The 24,441-nt window shown below is 47.6% G+C and carries 24 protein-coding genes; 13 read left to right on the top strand and 11 right to left on the bottom strand.

Annotated elements, in window-relative coordinates; all coding sequences use genetic code 11:
• Window positions 1-54: 54 nt before the first annotated feature.
• The 10 genes from ASG34_RS08830 (at window position 55) to ASG34_RS08785 (ending at window position 11,957) form a co-directional block, all read left to right on the top strand.
• Entirely contained in the window at window positions 55-1,536 is a 1,482-nt protein-coding gene (locus ASG34_RS08830) for a lipopolysaccharide kinase InaA family protein (RefSeq protein ID WP_055829635.1), read from the top strand.
• 20 nt (window positions 1,537-1,556) lie between these two features.
• Window positions 1,557-3,275 carry a carbamoyltransferase family protein gene (locus tag ASG34_RS08825; protein WP_055829634.1) on the top strand — a complete coding sequence of 573 codons (1,719 nt, stop codon included), beginning with the start codon at window positions 1,557-1,559 and terminating at the stop codon, window positions 3,273-3,275.
• 219 nt (window positions 3,276-3,494) lie between these two features.
• Window positions 3,495-5,309 (top strand): phosphogluconate dehydratase, encoded by a 1,815-nt coding sequence (gene edd / locus ASG34_RS08820; RefSeq protein ID WP_055829631.1) that lies wholly within the window; start codon window positions 3,495-3,497, stop codon window positions 5,307-5,309.
• A 156-nt stretch (window positions 5,310-5,465) separates the two neighbouring features.
• Window positions 5,466-6,095, top strand: a complete 630-nt coding sequence (eda, locus tag ASG34_RS08815) for a bifunctional 4-hydroxy-2-oxoglutarate aldolase/2-dehydro-3-deoxy-phosphogluconate aldolase (protein WP_055829629.1) — start codon at window positions 5,466-5,468, stop codon at window positions 6,093-6,095.
• A gap of 69 nt (window positions 6,096-6,164) precedes the next feature.
• Window positions 6,165-6,842, top strand: a complete 678-nt coding sequence (locus tag ASG34_RS08810) for an HAD family hydrolase (protein WP_055829627.1) — start codon at window positions 6,165-6,167, stop codon at window positions 6,840-6,842.
• 52 nt (window positions 6,843-6,894) lie between these two features.
• Window positions 6,895-7,713: a glycosyltransferase family 2 protein gene (locus ASG34_RS08805; protein WP_055830011.1), complete on the top strand. Its 819-nt coding sequence runs from the start codon at window positions 6,895-6,897 to the stop codon at window positions 7,711-7,713.
• Window positions 7,714-7,720: 7 nt separating this feature from the next.
• Window positions 7,721-8,797 carry a glycosyltransferase WbsX family protein gene (locus tag ASG34_RS08800; RefSeq protein ID WP_055829625.1) on the top strand — a complete coding sequence of 359 codons (1,077 nt, stop codon included), beginning with the start codon at window positions 7,721-7,723 and terminating at the stop codon, window positions 8,795-8,797.
• Complete coding sequence (locus ASG34_RS08795; RefSeq protein WP_055829624.1) at window positions 8,794-9,840, top strand: glycosyltransferase; 1,047 nt, start codon at window positions 8,794-8,796, stop codon at window positions 9,838-9,840. The genes ASG34_RS08800 and ASG34_RS08795 overlap by 4 nt, the downstream gene beginning before the upstream one ends.
• Window positions 9,841-9,844: 4 nt before the next feature.
• Window positions 9,845-10,441 (top strand): class I SAM-dependent methyltransferase, encoded by a 597-nt coding sequence (locus ASG34_RS08790; protein ID WP_157256776.1) that lies wholly within the window; start codon window positions 9,845-9,847, stop codon window positions 10,439-10,441.
• Window positions 10,434-11,957 carry a hypothetical protein gene (locus tag ASG34_RS08785; protein ID WP_055829621.1) on the top strand — a complete coding sequence of 508 codons (1,524 nt, stop codon included), beginning with the start codon at window positions 10,434-10,436 and terminating at the stop codon, window positions 11,955-11,957. Before ASG34_RS08790 ends, ASG34_RS08785 begins: the two co-directional genes overlap by 8 nt.
• Here the strand turns inward: ASG34_RS08785 and ASG34_RS08780 are convergent.
• The 9 genes from ASG34_RS08780 to hrcA form a co-directional block, all read right to left on the bottom strand.
• A complete protein-coding gene (locus ASG34_RS08780; RefSeq protein WP_055829619.1) occupies window positions 11,954-12,682 on the bottom strand; it encodes a hypothetical protein in 729 nt (242 codons plus the stop codon). The genes ASG34_RS08785 and ASG34_RS08780 overlap by 4 nt on opposite strands.
• Window positions 12,679-13,704, bottom strand: coding sequence for a lipopolysaccharide heptosyltransferase II (gene waaF / locus ASG34_RS08775; RefSeq protein WP_055829617.1), 1,026 nt, complete (start codon window positions 13,702-13,704; stop codon window positions 12,679-12,681). The genes ASG34_RS08780 and waaF overlap by 4 nt, the downstream gene beginning before the upstream one ends.
• Window positions 13,701-15,173, bottom strand: coding sequence for a D-glycero-beta-D-manno-heptose-7-phosphate kinase (rfaE1, locus tag ASG34_RS08770; RefSeq protein WP_055829615.1), 1,473 nt, complete (start codon window positions 15,171-15,173; stop codon window positions 13,701-13,703). The genes waaF and rfaE1 overlap by 4 nt, the downstream gene beginning before the upstream one ends.
• The gene (locus ASG34_RS08765) at window positions 15,173-15,733 is read right to left on the bottom strand and encodes a D-sedoheptulose-7-phosphate isomerase (RefSeq protein ID WP_055829612.1); all 561 of its coding nucleotides are present in this window, start codon (window positions 15,731-15,733) and stop codon (window positions 15,173-15,175) included. Before ASG34_RS08765 ends, rfaE1 begins: the two co-directional genes overlap by 1 nt.
• Window positions 15,734-15,818: 85 nt before the next feature.
• Window positions 15,819-16,808 (bottom strand): ADP-glyceromanno-heptose 6-epimerase, encoded by a 990-nt coding sequence (gene rfaD / locus ASG34_RS08760; RefSeq protein WP_055829610.1) that lies wholly within the window; start codon window positions 16,806-16,808, stop codon window positions 15,819-15,821.
• Between the two features lie 132 nt (window positions 16,809-16,940).
• Window positions 16,941-18,047, bottom strand: a complete 1,107-nt coding sequence (hemH, locus tag ASG34_RS08755) for a ferrochelatase (protein ID WP_055829608.1) — start codon at window positions 18,045-18,047, stop codon at window positions 16,941-16,943.
• A gap of 127 nt (window positions 18,048-18,174) precedes the next feature.
• Entirely contained in the window at window positions 18,175-18,672 is a 498-nt protein-coding gene (locus tag ASG34_RS08750; protein ID WP_055829606.1) for an FxDxF family PEP-CTERM protein, read from the bottom strand.
• A gap of 150 nt (window positions 18,673-18,822) precedes the next feature.
• On the bottom strand, window positions 18,823-19,032 hold the full coding sequence (locus ASG34_RS08745; protein WP_055829604.1) for a glycine zipper 2TM domain-containing protein: 210 nt from the start codon (window positions 19,030-19,032) through the stop codon (window positions 18,823-18,825).
• Window positions 19,033-19,167: 135 nt separating this feature from the next.
• Window positions 19,168-20,184: a heat-inducible transcriptional repressor HrcA gene (gene hrcA / locus ASG34_RS08740; protein WP_055829601.1), complete on the bottom strand. Its 1,017-nt coding sequence runs from the start codon at window positions 20,182-20,184 to the stop codon at window positions 19,168-19,170.
• Between the two features lie 102 nt (window positions 20,185-20,286).
• On the opposite strand from hrcA, the gene ASG34_RS08735 reads away from it, so the two are divergent.
• Genes ASG34_RS08735 through ASG34_RS08725 form a run of 3 tightly spaced genes read left to right on the top strand, consistent with a single transcriptional unit; the run spans window position 20,287 to window position 23,275 of the window.
• Entirely contained in the window at window positions 20,287-21,156 is an 870-nt protein-coding gene (locus tag ASG34_RS08735; RefSeq protein ID WP_082504855.1) for an NAD(+) kinase, read from the top strand.
• A 19-nt stretch (window positions 21,157-21,175) separates the two neighbouring features.
• Window positions 21,176-22,837, top strand: coding sequence for a DNA repair protein RecN (gene recN / locus ASG34_RS08730; protein ID WP_055829599.1), 1,662 nt, complete (start codon window positions 21,176-21,178; stop codon window positions 22,835-22,837).
• Window positions 22,838-22,894: 57 nt separating this feature from the next.
• A complete protein-coding gene (locus ASG34_RS08725) occupies window positions 22,895-23,275 on the top strand; it encodes a VOC family protein (protein ID WP_200934487.1) in 381 nt (126 codons plus the stop codon).
• Here the strand turns inward: ASG34_RS08725 and ASG34_RS08720 are convergent.
• Window positions 23,272-23,787 carry a DNA-deoxyinosine glycosylase gene (locus ASG34_RS08720; protein WP_055829596.1) on the bottom strand — a complete coding sequence of 172 codons (516 nt, stop codon included), beginning with the start codon at window positions 23,785-23,787 and terminating at the stop codon, window positions 23,272-23,274. The genes ASG34_RS08725 and ASG34_RS08720 overlap by 4 nt on opposite strands.
• A 71-nt stretch (window positions 23,788-23,858) precedes the next feature.
• Window positions 23,859-24,278, bottom strand: a complete 420-nt coding sequence (gene fur, locus ASG34_RS08715) for a ferric iron uptake transcriptional regulator (protein WP_055829593.1) — start codon at window positions 24,276-24,278, stop codon at window positions 23,859-23,861.
• Between the last annotated feature and the right edge of the window lie 163 nt (window positions 24,279-24,441).

Here is a 24,441-nt window from a genome sequence, read left to right as displayed (position 1 = left end):
ATGCTGCGCGTCGGATTGCAGTAAAATAGCAAAAATCCTGAAACTTGAATCTGCATGTCTGATCTGGAAACCACAAATACGCTGACCGAGAACATTTATCCGCTGCCTTCAGTATGTCCGGTGGTTGAGAATAATGCAGTGACATTGTCAGATGGCAGTGTATTGACCACATTGCAGGTGCATCGAATGTTACCCGGTCGCCGTTGGGTATTCAGTGGCATGTGGCAAGGCCTGTCGGTTTTCGCCAAGGTTTTTATTGGCGCCCAAGCAGGTAAATATGCCAACCGGGATGCGCAAGGCGCGGTGTTGCTTGCTGAGGCAGGCTTAAAAACGCCTGCGTTATTATGGCAAGGTCTTACTCAAAATGCACAGGCAAGCGTATTGATTTATGCTGCGATTCCACATGCCGAAAATGCGCATCAGCTTTATGCGCAAAGCGACACTGCACAAAAATTCACACTAATTGAAAAAATAGTACGCGTGCTGGCGCAGCAACATGCTGCCGGTCTCGTGCAGACTGACTTGCACTTGAAAAATTTTGTGCTCGCTGATGATGCCGTGTGGTCAATTGATGGCGATGGCATACGCAAAAAGGATTTATCCCGCAAAGCTTGTTACCAGCAACTTGCCGAGTTAGTAGCCAAGCTTGCTATCCTGGATCAGCAAGCATGGGCATTGGCTTTGCTTGCCGCTTATCAACAACAGCGCCAATGGTCGGATTCGTTTAGCTCACAACAGATAATCGCTTGGGCTAAGCGCCATAAAGCGCAAGAAGTGCGTGAGTATGTGGAGCGCAAAATTTTCCGTAATTGTACCGATGTCGTCTGGCAGCAGGCCACCACATTTGTATTGGCGCACAATGCACATGTGGCCTTGCCTGAATTGACTCCCGATGTACTTGAATCGGCCATGCAAGCGGGGGATATGCTGAAAGATGGTAATACCAGTACCGTGGTGCGTACCCATCTCGCACAGCTGGGTGCAGTGATCAAACGGTATAACATCAAGAATATATTCCATGCAATTGGGCGGAGTTGGCGACCGAGTAGGGCAGCTATTTCGTGGTCTAACGCACATCGTTTGCAATATTATGGAATCCTGACGCCTAAACCATTGGCGATGCTGGAAAAGCGTTTTCTTGGATTGCGTGGCGAGGCATATTTTGTCTCTGCTATTAGTGCATTGCCTGATGCATTCACTTTTTTCAAAACCATCAGCGATGATGCACTGCGTACGGAAGCGCTCAGGCAGCTTGTATTAACCTGCTACCAGTTTTACCTGCTGCAAATTTCGCATGGCGATATGAAAGCCACAAATTTACATGTGAATGCTCAAGGCCAGATTGTTATCTTGGATTTAGACAGCATGCAGCAGCACCGTTGTGCTAAACGTGCGTTGCGTGCGCATGTCAAAGACATCCGCCGATTGCTGCAAAATTGGAAAGACGATACTTCGCTGTATAATGCGCTGTTGCAAAGTTTTCACGCGGTGTATGTGGATCATACGCCTCTGAAGCTGGCAGGCATTTCCATTTAAATCAATTGACGAGTCACTGAATGATTGTATTAGGGTTATCTGGCGCATTGGGTCACGATGCTTCTGCGGCTATTCTGGTGGATGGCAAAATTATTGCCGCCGCCGAAGAAGAGCGCTTTATACGCGATAAGCACGCCAAAAATCATTGGCCGTATGAGGCCGCCAAGTTCTGCCTGACACAGGCAGGTGTGACGGCTGACCAGGTTGATATCGTCGCTTTTCCCTATGCTGAAATTTCCCTGGCTTCGCCTGCTCGCTGGCATTACGCCAGGCGTTATTGGTATGCGCCAGACCGTGCGTTGGACGCGATTTTTAATGGTAATCGCCGCTTCAGACGCAACCGCGATAAATCGCTTCAATTAATGCAAGATTTGGGATTGAAAAATGCCGAATTTGTGCCAGTGGAACACCATTTGGCACATGCTTCCAGTGCTTATCATTTAAGCGGTTTTAAAGAAAAAACTGCCATTGTCGGCATTGATGGTAAGGGCGAATATGCCACCACCTTCTTCGGTTACGGTGAAAATGGCAAAATTCATAAAATTAAAGAATTCTATGATCCGGATTCGCTAGGTGGCTTATATGGTGCCATCACTGAATACCTGGGCTTTGAAATGCTGGATGGCGAATTCAAGGTCATGGGCATGGCGCCTTATGGCGATGCCAAGAAATATGATTTAAGCCGCCTGGCCAAGTTCGAGAATGGCGAGCTGGTGATTAACACCGAGTACGTCAATGTCGTGGGTTTGCGCCGCTACAAAGAAAACGGCAAAGGCTTTTATTTCACGCCAAAACTGATCGAATGGTTAGGCCCCAAGCGTTCCGGCGATGAGATCGATGATCCTTATATCCATTACGCCGCCAGCGTTCAGCAATTGCTGGAAGACCTGGCGCTGCAAATGATTGAGTATTATCTGGGCGACATTATCCGCGAAACCGGCAAGATCGTGATGGCAGGTGGTGTGGCGCTGAATGTGAAACTTAACCAGCGCATTATTTCCTTGCCGCATGTGAAAGAGTTATTCGTGCAACCGGCAGCCGGCGACAACGGCACCAGCCTTGGCGCTGCGACTTATGCTGCGCACCAAGCTGGCGAGACCATTCATAAAATGGAACATGCTTATCTGGGGCCTGCCTTCAGTAATGAAGAATGTATCGCCGCCTGTGAAGCGCATCCGGAAAAACCGAAATTTACACGTGTTGAAAATGGCCCGCAAAAAGCAGCCGAGTTATTGGCAGCCGGCAATCCGCTGGCCTGGTTCCAGGGGCGTATGGAATTTGGTCCGCGTTCATTAGGCTGCCGCAGTATTCTCGGCGACCCGAGCTTTCCTGGCGTGGCCGACCGTATCAATGCGCAAATCAAATACCGCGAGCGCTGGCGGCCGTTCTGCCCGAGCATGCTGGATCGCGTAGCGGAAGATATTTTACAAACCAATCATCCGGCGCCTTACATGACGTTTACTTTTGATGTAAACCCGGCCTGGAAGTCTCGAATACCGGAAGTTGTACATGAAGATGGCACCGCACGCGCGCAAGTCGTTACCAAGGCAACCAACCCGCGCTACTATGCGCTGATTGAACATCTGGAAAGCCTGCGCGGCAATGGGGTGGTACTGAATACTTCATTGAACCGTCGTGGCGAACCGATGATCTGTAGCCCGACCGATGCATTGAATATGTTTTATGGCTGTGATCTGGAGTATCTGATGCTGGAAGATGTGCTGGTGACGAAAAGTTAGATTCATAAGTTATATTATTCCGATTTAAGTGATTGGAATCATTCAAAAAAATCCATTTGGACGCGCTTTTGGTTTGACTGATTCCAGTTGTTTAGCGATAATCAGGAATAGAGTCCAGTTTGGACTCATATACAATAAATCCCAAAACTGTGATTAAAAGTAAGTCAAAGCAGTTCATCAGGATAGTTCAGTAGTTAAAACACAGTTGAGCGATAGTCAATGAAACAATCTCACATTGAAGTAACAGAACGCATCATCGAGCGCAGTCGACCGACCCGCAAGGCTTATTTGCAGCGTATTGATGATTATCTCAACCGTGACAAAGGGCCGGATCGCCTGGGCTGTGCCAACGTGGCACACGCATTCGCGGCCATGCCACAGAATGATAAATTCAAGATTTATGCTGAAAAGCCAACTCATATCGGCATTGTCACTGCATACAACGAAATGTTGTCTGCACACCAGCCCTATGTGAATTATCCGGACATCATCCGTGATGAAGCCCGCAAGCATGGGGCGACCGTACAGGTTGCTGGCGGCGTGCCAGCCATGTGTGATGGCATTACACAAGGTGAGCCTGGCATGGAGCTGAGCCTGTTCAGCCGCGATACCATTGCCATGAGCACAGCTGTGGCGCTGTCACATGATGTATTTGATGCTGCGTTGTTGCTAGGCGTCTGTGACAAGATTGTGCCGGGCTTACTGATTGGTGCTTTGCATTTCGGCCACTTGCCATGTGTATTCGTGCCGGCCGGCCCGATGAGCACCGGTATTGATAACACCTCCAAATCCAAAGTGCGTGAGCAATATGCGCAAGGCCTGGTTGGCCGTGAAGAGTTGCTGGCAAGTGAGTCTGCTGCTTACCATGGCGCGGGTACCTGTACTTTCTACGGTACCGCTAACAGCAACCAGATGTTGCTGGAAGCCATGGGCTTACATGTGCCGGGTGCTGCATTTATCCATCCGCACGATGGCATGCGTGAAGACTTTACCCGCGAAGCGGTACGCATGGTGATACAAAATACCCAGAAAAACAGATTCGTGCCGATTGGCCGCCTGGTTGATGAGCACGTCATTGTGAATGCGATGGTGGCTTTGCTCGCCACCGGCGGATCAACCAATCACCTGATTCACTGGGTTGCTGTGGCTCGTGCTGCCGGTATCGTGATTGACTGGACTGATTTCCACTACTTGGCGAGAGGAACGCCGCTGCTGGCAAGCGTGTACCCGAATGGTAAAGCCGATGTGAATGAATTCCAGCAAGCCGGTGGTCCAGGTTTCGTGATTCGCGAATTGATCGAAGGCGGTTATATGTATCCTGATGTATACACCGTCAGTGGCGGTGGCATGCGTGATTACGGTAAGAAGCCTGAAAAAGAAGCTGACAAGCTGGTATGGAAAGACTACCCGGCTGAAAGTGGTGATGAAACCATCGTCCGTACTGCTGCGCATCCATTTAATGAATCTGGTGGCCTGCGTTTGCTGAAGGGTAACCTGGGCCGCAGTGTGATCAAGATTTCTGCCGTGCCGGAAGACCGTCATATTATCGAAGCACCGGCCATTGTGTTTGATGCGCAAGAAGAGTTGCTGGCAGCCTTTGACCGTGGTGAACTGGAAAAAGACTTTATTGCCGTGGTGCGTTTCCAGGGCCCTAAAGCGAATGGTATGCCTGAATTGCATAAACTGACACCGCCATTGGCCGTATTACAGAACAAAGGTTTCCGCGTGGCGATTGTGACTGATGGTCGCATGAGTGGTGCATCAGGCAAAATCCCGGCAGCGATTCACTTGAGTCCAGAAGCCAGTGCTGGCGGCCCGATTGCCAAGATCCGTAATGGCGACATTATCCGGTTGAACGGCACGGTTGGCCAGTTGAATGTGCTGGTTGATGAAGATACCTGGGCTGAGCGTGAGACTGAAGAGCTGAGCGATGCCAAACGTCACCACAATGCCCACGGACTAGGTCGTGAGTTGTTTGGCGGGATGCGCAAGAATGTACTTTCAGCCGAAGAAGGCGCAATCACTTGGTTGTAATTAAAACTTCGTCGCAATACGTTGTTGCAGTCGCTTGCCGTACTAATCGTACTGTCTTCACTCCTGCGCCTAGTCTTGCTTAGAACTTTTAATTACAGAGATACTAAAAGTTTATTTCTTTAGAATTCAATTATTAATTAGGTAAATATTCATAACATGAGCACATTAGATTTAGCGAACCATGGCCCGGTCATCCCGGTAATTGTCATCAACAAGGTGGAAGATGCTGTGCCTATGGCAGAAGCGCTACTGGCGGGTGGCGTGAAGGTGCTGGAGGTGACTCTGCGCTCACCAGTTGCTTTGCAGGCCATGGAGCAAATTGCCAAGCATGTACCTGATGCGATTCTTGGTTCAGGCACCGTGCGTAACCTGAAAGATGCGCAAGCTTCTAAAGATGTAGGATGCCAATTCGCTGTGAGCCCTGGTTACACCAGCGAGCTGGGCCAATTTGCCCGTAAAATCGGCCTGCCATTATTGCCAGGCGTGTCTACCGGTTCTGAAATCATGATGGCGAATGCCGATGATTACTACTTCCTGAAGTTGTTCCCGGCTGTAGCTGTTGGAGGTATCAACCTGCTGAAAGGTTTTGCCGGCCCATTTGCTGATGTGAAATTCTGTCCTACCGGTGGCGTGAGTGTTGAAAGTGCACCTCAATTCCTGGCACTGCCAAACGTAGTGGTATGTGGTGGTACCTGGTTAACCCCTAACGACGCTGTTGAGCGTAAAGACTGGGCACATATTACCAAACTGGCGAAAGAAGCTTCAGCAATCGTCGCAGCCAAATAATTCAATAAGGAAAATCAGCTATCATTAAAGGCTTGTAGTCTTACAGGCCTTTTTTATTGCCAGCCGCTTATGACAAATCCCTTGAATCTAGAAAAATACAAAACCATCGTGCTGGATTGTGATGGAGTCGTGCTCAATAGTAACCAGACCAAGGTGGATGCTTATTACAATACGGCCAAACGTACCGGTGGTACCGATGCGCAGGCACAGGCATTTGTGGATTACCATATCAAGCTCGGCAGCATTCCGCGTAATGACAAAATCCGTTACTACATCAGCGATATCCTTAAACAGCCATTCACTGAAGAATTTTTCCAGACATTGATGGATACCTTCACCGAGATTCTGGATGAAACGCTGATGCAATGTGAGGTTGCGCCGGAACTGGAGAAATTGAAGCAAAAAACTTCACAAGCCAAATGGATGCTGATGTCAGGCGGTGACCAAGAGGAGCTGCGTAAAATATTCCCGCGCCGTGGTCTCGACCATCTGTTTGAATTAGGGATTTACGGTGGCCCGACAAAAAAGAACGAGCATCTGGCAACCATGATTGCGGATGGCACAATTCAGTTTCCTGCATTGTTTATTGGTGATAGCCGCTTCGACCACCAGGCTTCTACTGGCGCCGGCTTAGACTTTGTGTTTGTCTCCGACTGGACAGATATGCCGGACTGGGAAAGTTATTGCAAACAACATCAGGTGACCGTCAGCCATCACCTGGAGTTGCAGCCTTACACCGACTTTTAAGTGATTAGCTATCCTTTTGAGTCAACGATTACACTAGCCTATAATGCCGGTCATGACGACAGACAATAAACAAGTCACCATTCTGGTGCCTAATTATAAAACGCCGGAAATCACCAAAATCTGTATGCGTTTGTTGCGTAAATATACTGATTTCAATCAGGTTGAAGTGATTGCGATTGATAACAACTCGCAGGATGGATCAGTAGAGTATTTGCGCTCCTTGCCTTGGGTCAGATTGATTGAACGCAAGCCGGCAGCTGATGACACTGTGCCACTTTCACATTCGCGTGCGCTGGATCTCGCGCTCTCTGAGGTCAAGACGCCATACGTACTTTCTATCCACACCGATACCTTTGTTAAACGATCGGATTGGTTGCAGATGCTTTTGCAGCCCTTCAACAATAATCCCAAGCTGGCTGGTGTAGGTTCCTGGAAACTGGAATCCAAGACCACCTTGCAGCGTTGGGGAATCCGTTTCGAACAATCATGGAAAAAAGTGTTACACCAATGGTTCGGTTATCGCGGCTATAACCCCAATCGATTGGATGAGAGCAAATACTATTTACGTAGTCACTGCGCAATGTACCGCACCGATATCATCCGTGCACTCAATACATTTTTTTCGGATGGGAGCCAGACCGCAGGCATGGTAATGCATCAGAAAATGATTGCCGCTGGCTATGAGATGCGGTTTCTTGACTCAGTGCAATTGGGCCAATACGTAGATCATCTTAACCATGCCACGCTGATATTTAATCCTCAACTGGGCACCAGTGAAAAAAATATGCGTGAGGGTGCAAAACGTATCAATGCCAAATTGCGAGGCATCGATGGTGAAGCCATTCTCGCAAACGATAGTTTGGACAAGTAATACACACATGACAAACCGTTTGCTTAGCCTTGCATACTACCTGCCGCAATTCCACGAGATTGAAGAAAACAATCGCTGGTGGGGGCCAGGCTTCACCGAGTGGCAGCAGCTGAATACTGCGAAGACTTATTTTGACTGGCAGCACATACAAAAACCTAAAACCCCCTTCGGTGATTACAATCTGCTCAATCCTGCCGTGTTTGAATGGCAACAATCTATTGCGCAAACGCATGGTATTGATGGTTTCCTGGTGTTTGACTACTGGTTTGGAGAAGGGAAAAAATTACTCGAAAAGCCTATGCAAATGGTGCTGGATCACCAGCTGGATTTTAAGTATGCCTTCTGCTGGGCCAACCATACCTGGTATAACAAACGCGAAAATATCACGCTGCAATTGCAGCAATATCTAGGGGCTGGGGATTACACAGCTTATTTCGAGCAGTTATTGCCGCACTTTCATTCTGCCAATTACATCAAAGTTGAAGGCAAGCCGGTTTTTTCAATTTTCAGTCCAAAAGAAATCCCGGACCTCGAAGTGTTTATCCAAACCTTTAATAAGTGCGCTGCTGAACATGGTTTTGCCGGCATTTACTGGCTGGCAGACAACACCGAGCCGCATCAGCCCTGGAAAAAGTATTTTGATGGTTACAATAAATCCGGCAGCATTTTTAAATGGCGTAAGCGCGATAGCTGGTGGTCTTATATACGTGAAAAGCTGGCCAGAACGTTTCATTACAAACAGCTAGGGCCTTTTGTATATAACTATCATGGACTGGTGATTGATAACGATCCGTTAACTGAAGATCCTCATCAAATCCCGATTGTATTTACAGGTTGGGATACCACGCCACGGCACTTGCGTCGCGGTACCATATTAAAAGGATTTAATCCGCAATCTTTTGCCATGCATTTAGAGCAGATTTACCTGCAATTGAGTAAAAGAAAACAGCATTTACCTACCCAGGTGGTTGTGATCAAATCATGGAATGAGTGGGCGGAGGGCAATGTGATTGAGCCTGATACACTGTGGGGTGATGCACTATTGAATCAATTTTTGCTGTTTACTCAAAAGTTTACAAAATGACGCGGTTTTCCTGGCCAAAGGCTATCAATAATCTCATCTTCAAATGTCGGAAATTCAGGTATCAAGCCAGGGATGAGCATTCTGAGCATGCGTTGACTTTGACTTATCTGTGCCCGAACGCCAAAAAAGCCTCAGGTGGCGTCAAGGTGATTTATCGGCATGTTTCTCTTATTAATAATATGCAAATAGCAGGAGTCAAAGCACAAATTTTTCATCCAAAAGATGTAAATTTCCGTTGTGAAACACCATTCTCCAATTTGAATTTTAAGAAAAACTTCGTCTTTAATAAAAAGCATGAAGTATTCGTGATTCACGAAATGTGGGCGGCACGAGAAGCCAAAATCGCGCGTGACAAAGGCATCCGATATATCATTCAAGTCCAGGGTGGCTATGATGTTTTTCGCAAAGCAGACGTTGACTCCGTGTATGCCGCTTATCAACATGCGGAATTGATTACCTGCGTATCAGATGATATTTATGCATGTCTGGTTTTCCTGTTTCCCGAATTTGAGCAGAAAATTTACCGTCTGCATTTGTCTGTTGAAGAAGATTTGTTCAAGCCAGCCGAGCATAAAGAGAACATCATTACTTACATGCCTCGCAAGCTGGAGAAACATTCGACACTGGTGCTGAATTTTATTGCCAGGAAATTGCCTTCTTCCTGGAAGATTTTTCCTATCCAGAACATGAACCAGCAGGGAGTGGCTGAAACGTTGTCCAAGTCAAAAATCTTCCTGTCCTTTAGCGAACTTGAAGGTTTGGGCTTGCCACCGATTGAAGCTGCTTTAGCGGGGAACCTGGTGATTGGGTATACAGGGCAAGCAGGAAAAGAGTATTGGGTGGATGGGCAGTTTCATGAGGTGAATTGTGGCGATATCCGCGCTTTTTCAGAAACGATATTAAGTAAAATTAAGGAAATTGATAACGGATATTTTGATTTTATCGAGATAAAACAAAATATTACTACCTTGCAGAACAAATATTCTCCTGCAAAGGAGCTGGATGGTTTGCGCGGATTGGTAGATCAACTCAGGAAGGGTTAAACAAGTGCGAGCAGCTAGACATCATCTCGATTTGGGCTGCGGTGCTAAGCCAAGAAATCCTTTTTCTTATGAAGTAGTGTGCGGCATTGATCTGGTTGCACATTCAATCCCGGAACAGGGTGTGGAAATTAAAACAGCAAATCTGTCTATTGATCCCATTCCTTATCCGGATAGTACTTTTGATGCTGTTTCTGCATTTGATTTTATAGAGCATATTCCTCGGATTCTCAGTGGTGGCGTATATGGCACACGCTTCCCCTTTATTGAGTTAATGAATGAGATCTGGCGCGTGCTAAAGCATGATGGAATGTTTTATGCCTTAACCCCTGGGTATCCCAGCAAAGAGGCTTTTATCGATCCGACACATGTGAACTTCATTACTGACGGTACCCATAGCTATTTCTGTGAGGGTCGCTGCTATGGCAAAAACTACGGCTTTACCGGTATGTTCAAGGCCAGGCGTGTGGCTTGGGTCTATCCTAGATTGCATTACCATGCCAATGATGATTTTTCTACCAAATTTAAAACGATCTTCAGAAAATTAAAACTCAAACCGCAAACTCATATTTTATGGGAGTTGCAAGCGATTAAACATGATTAACCACCGCAAACACTTACCACTCTATCTGGCCTTCGCCCTGGCATTTGTTACCTGTATTCGCATCATCGTGATTCAGCATGGCTGGGTTACCAATGACTCTATTCTATACATAGAGATGGCCCGCCATTTTTCTATGGGCGACCCACATCCCTTTGAAGGTTATAGCTGGGGTTTTTACCCTGCGTTGATTGCATGCTTTCACACGATCAGTGGGCTGGGGTTACAAGCCTCGGCAAATGTGCTGATCGTGTTTTTCTTTATGCTACTTGTATGGGGGCTGATGCGAATGGTCAGCATTGCCGGGGGTAATGACTGGACACAATTTTATGCAGTAGTGTTGTTATTGGGCTCCGGTTACATTGTGGGCAACATATTGCCTATGGCCAGCCGTGACCTAGGTTACTGGGCCATGATGGTACACGCAGTTAACCAACTCATTTTGTTCTATCAGCAAGGGCGCTGGAAGCAAGTCATTTACTGGCAAATTTTTACATTATTGGCCACGCTTTTCAGGATAGAAGGCGCTGTACAGTGGCTGGTGTTACCGCTTGCGGGCTTTTTTATTGCTCATCAGGCCTCTGGCAGGCTGAAAAAAATTGCTGCACCTTATTCCCTGCTTATCATTGGCTGTATTCTTGCGCCGGTTGTTCTAATGTTTATGCCCATCAGTCTGGAAGATCTTGGGCGGGTCAAAGAGCTATTTACCGGGTTTCAGGATATCAAGCTGAATGTCACCCAGCAGATTACACATCGCGTGGATGTGATGCGTGATGAGGTGATTGGCGAGCCATTCCAGGAGTATGCCTGGTTTGCATTCCTGCTTGTGTATATTGCGATTCCGACATTGAAGTGTCTGGGAGTTGCTGGTTGGGGTCCGACCTTATTCGTTGCGGCTGAAAAACATACCATCAAAAAAAACATCCAGCCTGTGGCATATCAAGTGCTGTTGTTCTGGTTATTTGTGTCGTGGGTCATCGGCTGTTTAATCACTTTCAAAGTCAACCTGCTGTCCGCCCGCTATGTGGCATTGTTTGGCTTTGTTTTGATTGTATTTTCAAGTTTTGCAGTGCAGAAATTATTACATCATCCAAAAACGAAAGTTACTCCTGTAAAAAGGTTGTTGTTAATCATAGCTGCGCTCATCGTATTGGCGGGGTTTGTCAATAACGTTAAACCTAAAGGTACGGATTTTTATTATGAAATTGATGCGGTCAAATATGTGAAGTCCAGATTGCCGGACGGTCAGCAGGCACTCTATGCTTCTGCCAAGCAAAGGTTTTATGCAGATGTGCCTTATGATGGCAGAAGCGATTATGAATGGGATGATCTGTCAAAACGCATTGCTGACGGGCGTATCCAGCAATATGCTTATCTGGTGATTAAACTTGGCGACACGCCTGAAGAAAATGCCAAGTTAAAAGCGTTACAGCAGCAACTGACTGGCTTTAAATTAGAAAAAACGTTTTACGGACATAAAAACCGAAAACAATTGCTAGTTTTTAAACGTGTCAGCTAGTGTGGAGGATGCAGCAAATATTGCTGCATTTTCTCTCTGAGCGTATTTATTTCAGATGCACTTAATTTTGCATGTTCAAAGTAGCTATCTAGCAATATTGCCCAATTAGATAAGCCAAAAGGCGCATTCATCCTGGCATAACGTGTCAAATGTCGAAAGCTGCGTAGCCTTGTCCTGAACCACAGTGACCACGGGTAAATCTTCATATCTGCAATATCAATCAAGCCCATCTTGCCTTCGGTCGTGAGCACAATATTCCCCAAATGTAATGACCGGAAGTGAATACCTTTTTTATGTAGCTCGGCAATAAAAGCGCCTAGCTGTACAACATGGTGTGTTTGTAATTGCTGCTGATCCAGCAAGGTTTTTAGTGTTTCGCCGGCCAAGGGTGCGTAATGAACAGCAAAAGTATGGCTTGAAGCCTCTGAATCTTCAGCCTTTTTATGCTCATTAACTGACAGTGGATAATCAAGCAGGCTGGCATTTTTTACTTCATAGCAATCGATCACTTTAACTGTAGGAATGCCTAATTTAACGAGCTTAAATGCGTTCTTTGAAAAGCGTTGCGCATAACCCTGAAAACGGGCCCAGCTAAAGCGGTGGCGCAGGCGAAACACTTTCAGGTAATCGCCGTTCGGCAACTGCACCACTTTAATCCCTCGCGGGTCACGCTCGATCACGCGTGCATCGCTCAGGTGTTGCGCTGTCAGGAGAGGATAAGTCATGCCTTAATCGCTTGCGCGCTTAATGAAAGATGCTTTATCACCCGTGCCGGCGGTATTTGCTTCAAGCAATTAAGGTGTCCCAGTGGGCAAACACGTTCAAAGCACGGGCTGCAGGACAATCCCAGATACTCAATGATTGCTTGTGGATGCATAGGTGGTGTATGGCTAGGGTCGGATGAGCCATAGATGGCGACCAGTTGTTTATCAAGCGCCGCTGCAACGTGCATGAGGCCAGAGTCATTACTGATGATGGTATGGCAGGCAGACATTAAATCAATCGCTTCACCCAGCTTGGTTTTACCGGCCAGGTCTACGCAGCGTTGTTGTGTGTGACTCTGAATTTCTGTCGTAACCGTCTTGTCTTTATCCGACCCAAACAGCCAGACTTGCCAGCCGTGGTTTAAGGCCGCATTAGCCACCTCGGCATAATATTCAATAGGCCAGCGCTTGGCTTCGCCGTATTCTGCTCCTGGACATAAGCCAAGCACAGGTTTGCCCGTAGATGTAATAGCATGCTGCTGCATTAATGCAGGAATGCTGTCACGATTGGCATTCAATGCGGGCAACCGTAATTCAACGGGCAAATCAGTGTGCTTTGGGCGACCAAGTGCAACAAAACGCTCCACAGTTTTTTTTAGGATGGATTTGTCTAATGGCCGCATATCGTTAATCAGGCCATAACGCATTTCGCCTTTAAAACCGGTGCGGATAGGGATGTTGGCAGCCCATGGCAAGATTGCCGATTTCAGGCTGTTAGTGAGCAAAATGGCCTGGTTGTAGCCATGTGTGGATAGTTGTTTACCAAATCGATAACGCTCGCCTATGGCTAAATCGCCGTGTTTAAAAGGCAACGCAATTGCCTGCGACACTTCCGGCATTCTTTCCAGCAATGGTAAGGTCCATGCAGGGGCGGCGACATCAATCTGGCAATCCGGCTGGTCAATTTTGAGTTGCTTGAACATGCTTTGCGCCAGCACCATGTCACCCACCCATGATGGGCCCATCACCAGAATCTTGTTCATGCGTGCATTTTTTTAATCAGGTTGCTGGTACTGCGGCCTTCCACCAAGTCAATCAGCGCGATTTCACCGCCCCAGGCTAATACTTCCTGCCCACCAACCACCTGGTCAGCCGTGTAATCACTGCCTTTGGCGATTACATCCGGGCGGATGGCATTAATCAAGTTGAGCGGCGTATCTTCGTCAAACAAGATCACGGCATCGACAGATTCCAGTGCCGCCAGAACCCGGGCACGGTCATTTTCATTCACTACAGGGCGGGTGGGGCCTTTAAGAGCAGACACCGAGCGGTCGGTATTCAGGCCAAGCACCAGCTTGTCACCGCGTTTTTTTGCACCTTCAAGGTAAGTCACATGGCCCGCATGCAATAAATCAAAGCAGCCATTGGTGAAAACGATTTTTTGGCCTTGCTGTTTCCAGGCAGAAACTTTTTGTAGCAGTTCGGGTAACTCGCTGACTTTATGCGCCTGGGCACTACCTTGAGCACTTGCAATTGCATAAACCAGGTCAGCCTTGGTAATGGGTACCGTGCCCACTTGACCAACTACCACGCCGGCGGCAATGTTGGCCAGTGATAAGCTTTCCAGTGCCGACAAGCCATGTATCAGGCCAGCGGCCAGTGTGGCAATCACTGTATCTCCGGCGCCGGAAACATCAAATACTTGTTTGGCGGTCGCGCTGAGATGTTCTATGCGCTCGGTGATGAGGCTAATGCCTTCTTCACCACGCGTGACGGCCAGAAAATCAAGGGATAAGCCGGCTTTTAAGGTACTCGCCTTTTCAATCAGAGCAGAATCATTGACCTGGGTATCACAAGCCTCGGCCGTTTCTTTCTTGTTAGGTGTAAGGGCAGTTGCGCCACGATATTTATGGTAATTGCGTCCCTTAGGGTCAACCAATACGGGAATTTTGTGCGCACGGCAATAATGAATCACATGCTGGCAAATATCTTCGGTCAGCAAACCTTTGGCATAGTCCGACAGAATGACCAGTGCTGGCTGCTGCTCAAGTGCAGCCTGGATGGCTTTGGTGACATGACTTACTTCACTGGCGGATAATTCATCTGTGATTTCCTGATCCAGTCGCATCATTTGTTGATGCCCACCCATAATACGGGTTTTTGCAATGGTCGGCCGCGCTGCAGTTTTAATCATCGCTTGCGTATCTATACTATGGTTGTGCATGGCATTTACTAAGAGCGAGGCTTCATTATCTTCGCCTATCAGGCCGATCATGCGCGTGTGTATACCCAGCAAAGCCAAGTTTGCCGCTACGTTTGCGGCACCACCTGCACAATGTTGTTCGGATTTAATGAGTAGCACCGGCACCGGCGCTTCTGGCGAAATGCGGTTTACTTCGCCGATTAAATAGCGATCCAGCATCACATCCCCAATCACCAGTACCTGTTGATTGTTTTCACCAAAGTGTTGAACCAGTGTTGCCAGGCTGGCAGTCGTGTGTGTGCCAGCCATCAGGATTCCAGAATCTCGCACAGACTGTGGCCGATGAAAATATGGGCTTCCTGGATGCGCGCAGTCACATTCGAGGGCACCACAATATTGTATTTGCAGAGCGTATTCAATTTGCCGCCACTACCGCCGGTTAAACCAATAGTGGTCGCGCCGATCTCATTGGCTGCTTCAATCGCTCGCACGACGTTAGCGCTGTTGCCGCTGGTGGTCAGGCCGATCAGCATATCTTCCGGACGACATAAGGCCTCTACCTGCCGCGCAAAAATGTAATCGTAGCCGTAATCGTTGCCTACCGAGGTGAGGATTGAGGTGTCAGTAGTCAATGCAATCGAGGGCAAACCTTTGCGCTCTTTTTTAAAGCGGCCGACGATTTCAGCAGCAATATGCTGGCTATCGGCTGCACTACCGCCATTACCACACAGCAGGATTTTCCCACCCTGCTGAATACATTGACGCATCGCCAATCCCACTTCACTGATCAGCGGAAAGCTGGCTTTCAACGCTTGAAACATGGTCATATGTGCCGCATGTTCGCCTTCCAGATATTCAATATAGCTCATGATACCGCCCTTAAGTAGGTGTATGTATACGCATCAAATGCGGGCAATTGAGTGAAATTACAACTAGGGAATAAAAGGCGCATGGTTAGCAATAGGGGTCGTCTTGCATTAAATATTGTTGCACATAATCTTTCACACCTTCTTCCAGGCTGGTGAAAGGTTTTTTGTAGCCTGCATGACGCAACTTTTGCATCTCTGCCTGTGTGAAATACTGGTATTTACCCTGTAAATCCTGTGGCATATCAATGTAGGTAATGTGGGGTTCACGCGCCATGCTGGTCATGACATTGGTTGCCAGATCTTTGAAGCTGCGTGCCTGGCCGGTGCCTATATTGTAAATGGCGCTGGTGGCCGGTTTTTGCTTCAGGGCTGCTTCAAGGAAAAACCCCATCACATCAGCGACATCTTTAACATAGACAAAATCGCGTAGCTGCATACCATCTTCAATGCCTTCTTTAGTGCCTTTGAACAGGCGCATGGTGCCGGTTTCGCTGAACTGATTAAAGGTATGGTAAGCAACACTAGCCATGCGTTCCTTATGATATTCATTTGGACCATAGACGTTAAAGAACTTGAATCCTGCCCAGGCAGGCGGGGTGATCTGTTTTTGCGCCACCTGCTGTAACACCCACTGGTCAAAAAAATGTTTGGAGTAACCATAGCCATTCAAAGGGCGCAGGTTCTCAATGCTGGCATCATCGTAACCTTGCTCACCACCACCATACGTTGCCGCAGAACTGGCATAAAAGAACGGTACTTCATATTCCGCACACCACGACCACAAGTCCTGCGAATAATGCATGTTATCAGCCACCAGCTTGTTAAAGTCACGCTCGGTGGTCGCGCTGATGGCACCCATATGAATCACTGCAGTGATGTCATCGTTATCTTCGAGGAAATCGAACAACTGGTCTTTGTCCAGGTATTCTGCATAGTGCCTGTGTACCAGATTTTGCCACTGGTTTTCATGCGTGATGCGGTCAACAATCACCAGGTCTTGTCGGCCAAGCTTGTTATTTAAATGCCAGGCCATGATAGAACCTATCATGCCTGCGCCACCGGTGATAATGATCATATGGAGCGATTAAAACGTTAAAACGCGATTATAACGCGTAATCGGCGACGGCTGGCATAGAATGGCGTGTTAACGCATCACACCGTTCTATGACAAATCAAAGGGATGGAGAGCCTGCGCGTAGTATGAAGTTTATTTTTCAGCGCCCAGTGCTAAAGCCCGCGCTTTACTATCTTGCGCCTCTGCTTCTGCATTTACTGAGTCAAACTCGTCACTAACCCAGCCCTGCAAGTGCTCCAGGGCAATATCACGCATGGCCTCAATCCACACCGCTTCGCTGTTCAGTGCCGGTATGTAGTGATAATCCCCGCCGCCAACAGACTGGAACAAATGTTTACCTTCCATGGCGATTTCTTCCAGGGTTTCCAGGCAATCGCTGCTGAAGCCGGGACAGACGACATCTATACGTTTGAGTTGTTGTTTACCTAGGGCATCCAGCGTATTGGCGAGATAGGGTTGCAGCCATTCCTGGCGGCCAAAGCGGGATTGAAAGGCGATTTGATATTGTTCTTTGCTTAAGCCCAAAGCCTCTGCCAGCAAGCGTGCTGTTTTGTGGCATTCGCAATGGTAGGGGTCGCCTTTAAGCAGATGGAATTTTGGCACACCGTGAAAGCTCATGACCAGTTTTTCTGGCTGGCCGTGTTGTTGCCAGTAGGCTTGGATATGGCTGGCAAGCGCTTGAATGTACAGCGGGTGATCGTGGTAGTGCTTGATAGTGCGGATAGCCGGCACATTGCGCATTTTGAGCAGTACTCGCCACACTGCATCCAGTGCGGCAGCCGTACTACTGGCGGCATATTGCGGGTATAGCGGAAAAACCAGGATACGGTCACAGCCTTGTGCCTTAAGGGACTCAATGGCGCTTTTCATGCTGGGGTTGCCATAGGTCATCCCCAGTTCGACAGCAAAAGGCGAATTGATTTTTTGGGTCAGGTAGCCTTGCAGCAGTTTTTTCTGTTGTTGCGCATATATCATCAGCGGTGAGCCTTGGTCTGTCCAGACACTCGCATATTTTTCTGCCGATTTTTTTGGGCGAATCACCAGAATGATGCAGTGTAAAATCCAGCACCAGATAAAGCGTGGGATTTCTACCACGCGCCTGTCCATCAGAAATTGCTGTAAATAAGGACGGAGGGCTTTGGCTGTAGGAGCTTCGGGCGTACCCAGATTGGCTAGCAGTATACCCACTTTTGGTTTACTGCCGTGGGTGTAAGCAGGTTCTGGCTGATAATAGTTCATATGCTTATTCTATGCGATTCAGGCTGTCAAAGGTAATAGCTTCAATTAATACAGTTGATTATTCAAAGATAATAAAAAATCCCCGCAGAAGCGGGGATTTATCTGAACTCATAAACAGTGAGCTAGTTTAGGCACCAAGACTTTTTTTACGACCCATTAAGCCCACCAAGCCCAGACCCGCTAGAAATAGAGCGTATGTTTCTGGTTCTGGTACTGCAGCAGCAGTGAATGTGGTGATAGTGCCATTGTAACCGGTGGTTGCACCAACACTAGTGCCTACGACATGCAGGAAAAAATTCCCGTACTGTGCGCTTTCAAGGTAGCCAAAAGATACTTTCGGAGTGCCATTTAAAACAGAACCGGTCGCAACAAGATTCTTATTGGCATCAAGTAGATTAAATGTTTCAAAGGTGAATGCCGTGCTACTGGAGCCTGAGATACTGGCTACGATATTCTGCAAGCCTTCCGTGTTAAATCTTATGTAGTCATTGAAACTGGTATCACCAGAAAATGAACTGCTGAATTGATAGCCATCACCTGACAAGGTCGCATCATAAGTTGCGGCATATGCAGTATTCAAGACAGTGCTTAGCCCGAACGCGAGTAATAATAAAGACTTTTTCATACTTAAACTCCTAACAACGATTAAAAAAACGGATCAATACAAAATATCTAGGCTCTCCAATGCCCTTGCAAAAAGAAAAAAGCCATAGCCTGCAAATTCATGGATGGTTTGAATGTTTGGAGGACTCAAATCCAAGACTGAGTCAGTTGTTTACTTTTTATTAATTTGATTACCAACTACACCACCCACTGCAGCGCCACCCACAGTGCCAATTGCACTACCGCCGGTAAGCACAGCGCCGCCCACTGCGCCTATGCCTGCACCAATAGCGGTACTTTTGCCACGTGAACTCATAGAACCACAGCCTGAAGTACCCAGTGCAATTACTAAAAATAAGGAACAAACTAATGGCTTTTTCATTTAACCACCTCATTGGACACAAATTGAAGATGGATGAATTATGAAAACTAATTTAGCGGATGCTAAGAGGTATGGAACTGATTGTCCTGTCGGACGATTCAGACATTTGAGAAAAATTTGTAAAGTTATAAAAAACTATTGATTGGATAGCGCGTTTGAAAGAAGTTTAGCAGTGATATCGACAATCGGAATAATGCGTTCGTAAGCCATTCGTGTAGGGCCGATCACACCAAGTGTCCCGACGACCTGTCCATCCGCCTCATAGGGAGCAGTGATCAGGCTACATTCATCCAGAGGCAGATAACCGCTTTCGCCTCCGATAAAAATCTGGATACCGTCGGCACGTTGACTGTGGTCCAGCAATTGCATGAGTGCCGTGCGGCGCTCAAAAATTTCAAAAAGTTTACGCAGGCTGGTGACATTAGTAGAAAGCTCATCTACCTGCAATAAGTTGCGCTCGCCTGAAATGACTACAGTTTCTTTGGCGGATTGTTCAGGTTGACCAGCAGCATCTAGCGCGGCAGACATGAGCCGGTTAATATCGGCCTGCATCTGTTGTAGTTCTTGCTTTAACTTATGCTGCAATTCATCCAGTGTTAATCCCTGGCAATGACTGTTAACATAATTGCTGGCAGCTATCAGTTCGCTGGCACTAAATGTCTTCTCGGCCATCAGAATACGGTTTTGTACCTGACCATCCTCAGTAACTAATATCACCAGGATTTTCTTTTCACTCAGATGCAGGAATTCCATATGCTTGAGCACATTGCGTACGCGCTTGGGCGTCATGACCAGCCCGGCAAATTGCGTCAGTTGCGACAGCATATCTGCCGCACTACTGATCAGTTCCTGCTGATTGGGGGAGGAAAGCCCGGTTTTGAGTTGCGCGACAGACTGGTTATCCAGCGGTTGTACAGTCATTAATGAGTCAACAAACAGCCGGTAACCCTTTTTGGTCGGGACTCTGCCTGAAGAAGTATGCGGACTGGCAATAAAACCCAGTTGTTCCAGATCACTCATGACATTGCGGATAGTAGCAGGGCTGACATCCAAGCCGGAATGTTGCAACAAAGTGCGTGAACCTATCGGTTGACCGGCACTAATATAATGCTCGACCAGGGTTTTAAGTAAAATTTGCGCGCGTTTATCCAATTTTTACAGCCTTAATAACATAGGGGGATTTTGCCCGATTTATGCTCAGGATAACAGCCCCCTGTGCTTTTCAGTTCAGGGCTTCTGTGCTTTAATGCGCGCATGCTTCCTTACTTTCGCTCGGTTGCCATTGTCGGCAAATACATGGATGAGTCAGCACTGCAACACATGTGTGATGACTTGACGCGTTTGGTTCAGCATCTCTTGTCTCAGGAACTGCATGTCTGTGTAGAAGAACAAACCGCCCGTTATGTAAAATATGAAGGTTTTCAGCTGGCGAGCCTGGAAAATATCGGCAACAAAGCGGATTTGGTAGTGGTAATGGGCGGTGACGGCACGATGTTGAGTGTGGCGCGCTCACTACGCAAAACCAATGTACCTTTGATTGGTATCAACCGTGGTCGCCTGGGTTTCCTTACTGATTTGCAAACTGACAATATGCTGGGCGAAATTGATAAAATTCTGCAGGGGGAGTACCAGCTTGAGTCGCGCATGCTGCTGCAATCTGAGGTGTCGCGTGCAAATACCCGATTGCAACAGACCGTTGCGTTAAATGATGTCGTGATTAAAAGTGCATTTCGCCTGATCGAGCTGGAAGTGCATGTAGATGGAAAGTTTGTCTCGCGCCAACGGGCTGATGGCCTGATTCTGGCGACACCTACGGGTACCACTGCTTATGGGCTATCCGCAGGTGGGCCTATCATGCACCCCGACCTGCATGCGATTTCAATTGTGCCGATTAGTCCGCACACGCTCAGTAACCGGCCGATTACTGTCCCTGCGGATAGTGTAATTGAGGTGATTATGGTGAATACCGGTGATGCACAGATCAGTTTCGATGGTCAAGGTCAGCATGCATTACTTGAAGGCGACCACATCCGTATCGCGCGTGCCGAGCAAGAAATCCAATTAGTACACCCTAAAACTTACTGTTACTTCGACATGTTGCGTAACAAACTAAATTGGGGCTAAAACCAGTCTTCAAAAATATATGTTACAAGCCCTTTCTATTCGTGATTTTGTGATTGTTGAGTCGCTGGAACTTGAGTTTTCGGCAGGCTACACCGCATTGACCGGGGAAACCGGTGCCGGTAAATCCATCCTGATTGATGCGCTTTCGCTCAGTTTGGGCGCCCGCAATGAAGGTGATGTCACCCGCAAAGGCCATGATAAAGCCGAGATCTCCACTACCTTTGATATCTCTCACAATCAGGCAGCCCAAGACTGGCTTCAGGCGCAGGAAATCGAGCTCGACGATACGTTAGTGTTGCGACGCGTCATTTATGCTGACGGCCGCAGCCGTGCTTTTATTAATGGCGTGTCTGCCACAGTAGGGCAATTGCGGGATATTGGCGAAACCTTGATTGATATCTACAGCCAGAATGCCCACCACTCTTTATTGAAAGTGGCTACCCAGCGCGAGATTCTGGATGCGTATGCGCAGGCGACTCCGCTGGCAAAAGAGGTGAGTCAATTATTTAAAGCCTGGTCACAATTGCATCAGCAACAATTGACCTATGAAGAAAACGCCAGCCAGTTTGCCGATGAGTTGGCCGAACTGCGCGATAGCACTCGTGAACTCAAACAATTAGCATTCGCAGTTGAAGAATGGCAAACGCTGCAACAGGAGCATGTGCGCCTGAGTAATGGTGCCAGTTTGCTCAGTGGCATGGAAAGCTGTTTACAATGGATGAGTGAAGATGGCGAAGTGAATGCACTTGAGCTGCTCGCACAAGTGCAAGCCAAACTTAGCGAGCTGCAAGCGATGGATGCCGGGTTGCAGCCAATCGCGGAAATCCTGGATTCTTCCGTGATTCAGCTGGAGGAAGCCAGTCGTGAGCTTAACCGCCATTTGCAAAAAAGTGAACTTGATCCGGAAAAGTTAGCGGAAATCGAAGCGCGCATCCAGGATATTCACGGCGCAGCCCGCAAGTATCGCGTGAAACCGGAAGAGTTGCCTGAATTACTGGCTCAGCAATTGATTCGTATGCAAGAACTCGAAGGGTTTGCCGACGATGGTGCGTTAGCCAAGCAGGTGCAAAGCGCCTGGCAAGGATATCAGCAAGCCGCAGGACAACTTTCAACGCAACGCCAGCAAGCTGCCAAAAAACTGGCACAAACCATCACAGAAGAAATGCAAACGCTGTCACTCAAAGGCGGAAAATTCGCCATCTCGCTGATGCCATGCGAGGCAGCCGCTTATGGCATGGAGCAAGTCGAGTTCCTGGTCGCCGGGCATGCCGGTGTCGAGCCAAGACCTTTGAATAAAGTAGCTTCGGGCGGTGAATTGTCGCGTATTAGTCTGGCTTTGCAAGTAACGACTGCCTCGTTAGGTAGCGTACCGTGCATGATTTTTGACGAGGTGGATGTCGGTATCGGTGGCGGGGTGGCTGAAGTGGTTGGGCGCCTACTCAATCAATTAGGCCAGCAACGGCAAGTGCTGGTGATTACCCATCTGGCGCAAGTTGCCGCGCAAGCGCAGCAACATTTGCAAGTGAGCAAGTCAGAACATAATGGTGCTACGCTGAGCCACATTCGAGGTTTGGCTGCCGATGAGCGTGTAGAGGAAATAGCCCGCATGATAGGTGGTTTGCAGCTTACTGAAGCTACCCGTAATCATGCACGGGAAATGTTGAAGCTGGCGACGCATTAATGCCAGGCGCTGCTTGTGGTTTTTAAACTTAAGCTAGTTGTTTTCCTTTGAAAAATCATGACTATGCCGGCTGTATTAACTACCATCATTATTTACGCGCGTAATATCCATAAAACGGTTGCTTTTTACAGCCACTATTTCGGGTTTGAAACGACAGGTGCAATCACAGAAGGTCTGGTCGAGTTAAAGGCCAGTCAGGGCGGTATCAATATTCTGGTGCACCAGGCTGCCAAATCGGTCAAGCTTGGACAGGCCGGCGTAAAACTATCTTTTGATGTAGAGGATATCGCAGCATTTGTGCTCGCTGCACAAGCGCAAGGCCTGGCGTTTGGCACTATCCATCAAGCTTACGGCTACCAGTTTGCCAATACCAAAGATCCGGATAACAATTCAATCAGCATTTCTAGCCGCGCTTTCAGGAATAACTCAACTGTTTAATCCCGAAACGCCAGTATTTGTGACCATTTTTCCAGCTTTGTAGCATAAGGAATTCCGGCGTTTGCCGGGCTCGTGGATGGCAGAATGACAGTCGCGACCGGTCGTGACAGCTGTATATGTTTCTTGAATAAACTAGCGGCTGCATTACCATTGAAGGCCACCAGTTTTAAGGATGGATGTTCTTTCAGTAAGCCATTTATATCATTTGCAACCACAGTATTTTGTGTGATGGCGCTGTCCAGACTGCCGGGGCGATAAGCTGAGTGGCACACATCCCAGATTGCCAGTTTTGCTGCTTTTGCCTGTTCGCAACGTGTCGCATAATCTACGTTGGCAGGAATTTGAAACAGCGCTTCCAGCACGCGCCAGAATGCATTTTGTCTATGCGCGTAGTATTGCTGTTGTGTGATGGAAGCGATGCCCGGTAACGAACCCAATATCAGAATATCCGGATGCTCACCGAGGATAGGTGGAAAACCAACTGAATGATGGCTGGCTGAGAGGTCAGACAAAGTCTGGGAAGAAATTCTGCTAGGTTGAAAACCGGGTTAGCATATTGAGGAGATGCCAACCCCTTAACTAATTATTCGTTACAAGGCTGGTCTTTGCAGACACCGTAAATAGTCAGTGAGTGATCCTGCATGGTGAAACCATATTTTTGTGCAGCATCCTTCTGCCTTTTTTCGATTTCTTCGTCATAAAACTCTTCAACGCGGCCGCATTTGATACAGACAATATGATCATGGTGGCTACCTTCGTTTAATTCGAATACCGCTTTGCCGCTTTCAAAATGATGGCGCACCAGCAAGCCGGCTTGTTCAAATTGGGTTAATACCCGGTAGACGGTTGCCAAACCCACATCTTCGCCGTTACCAATCATGACCTTATAAATATCTTCAGCGGACAAGTGACGCTGTTGACTACGCTCAAACAATTCCAGGATTTTCAAGCGTGGCAGAGTTGCTTTCAAGCCGGCATTTTTGAGATCTTTTGAGTCATGCATAGTGTTTTGTCCATTGTTGTGTAGTCCGGCATATTTGATTGCGAAACTACGTGGTATATTAATGTTTGTGTTCAATATACCGATTATAAAGTGAATCCAATGCGTAATTCTATCTTTTTTGTGTTGGTTGTAGCATCTCTTGGGAGTGGGTGTGGTGCAAAGC

The sequence above is a fragment of the Methylophilus sp. Leaf416 genome, from assembly GCF_001424665.1.
Taxonomy (GTDB): domain Bacteria; phylum Pseudomonadota; class Gammaproteobacteria; order Burkholderiales; family Methylophilaceae; genus Methylophilus.
This window is presented reverse-complemented; position numbering and strand designations above follow the sequence as displayed.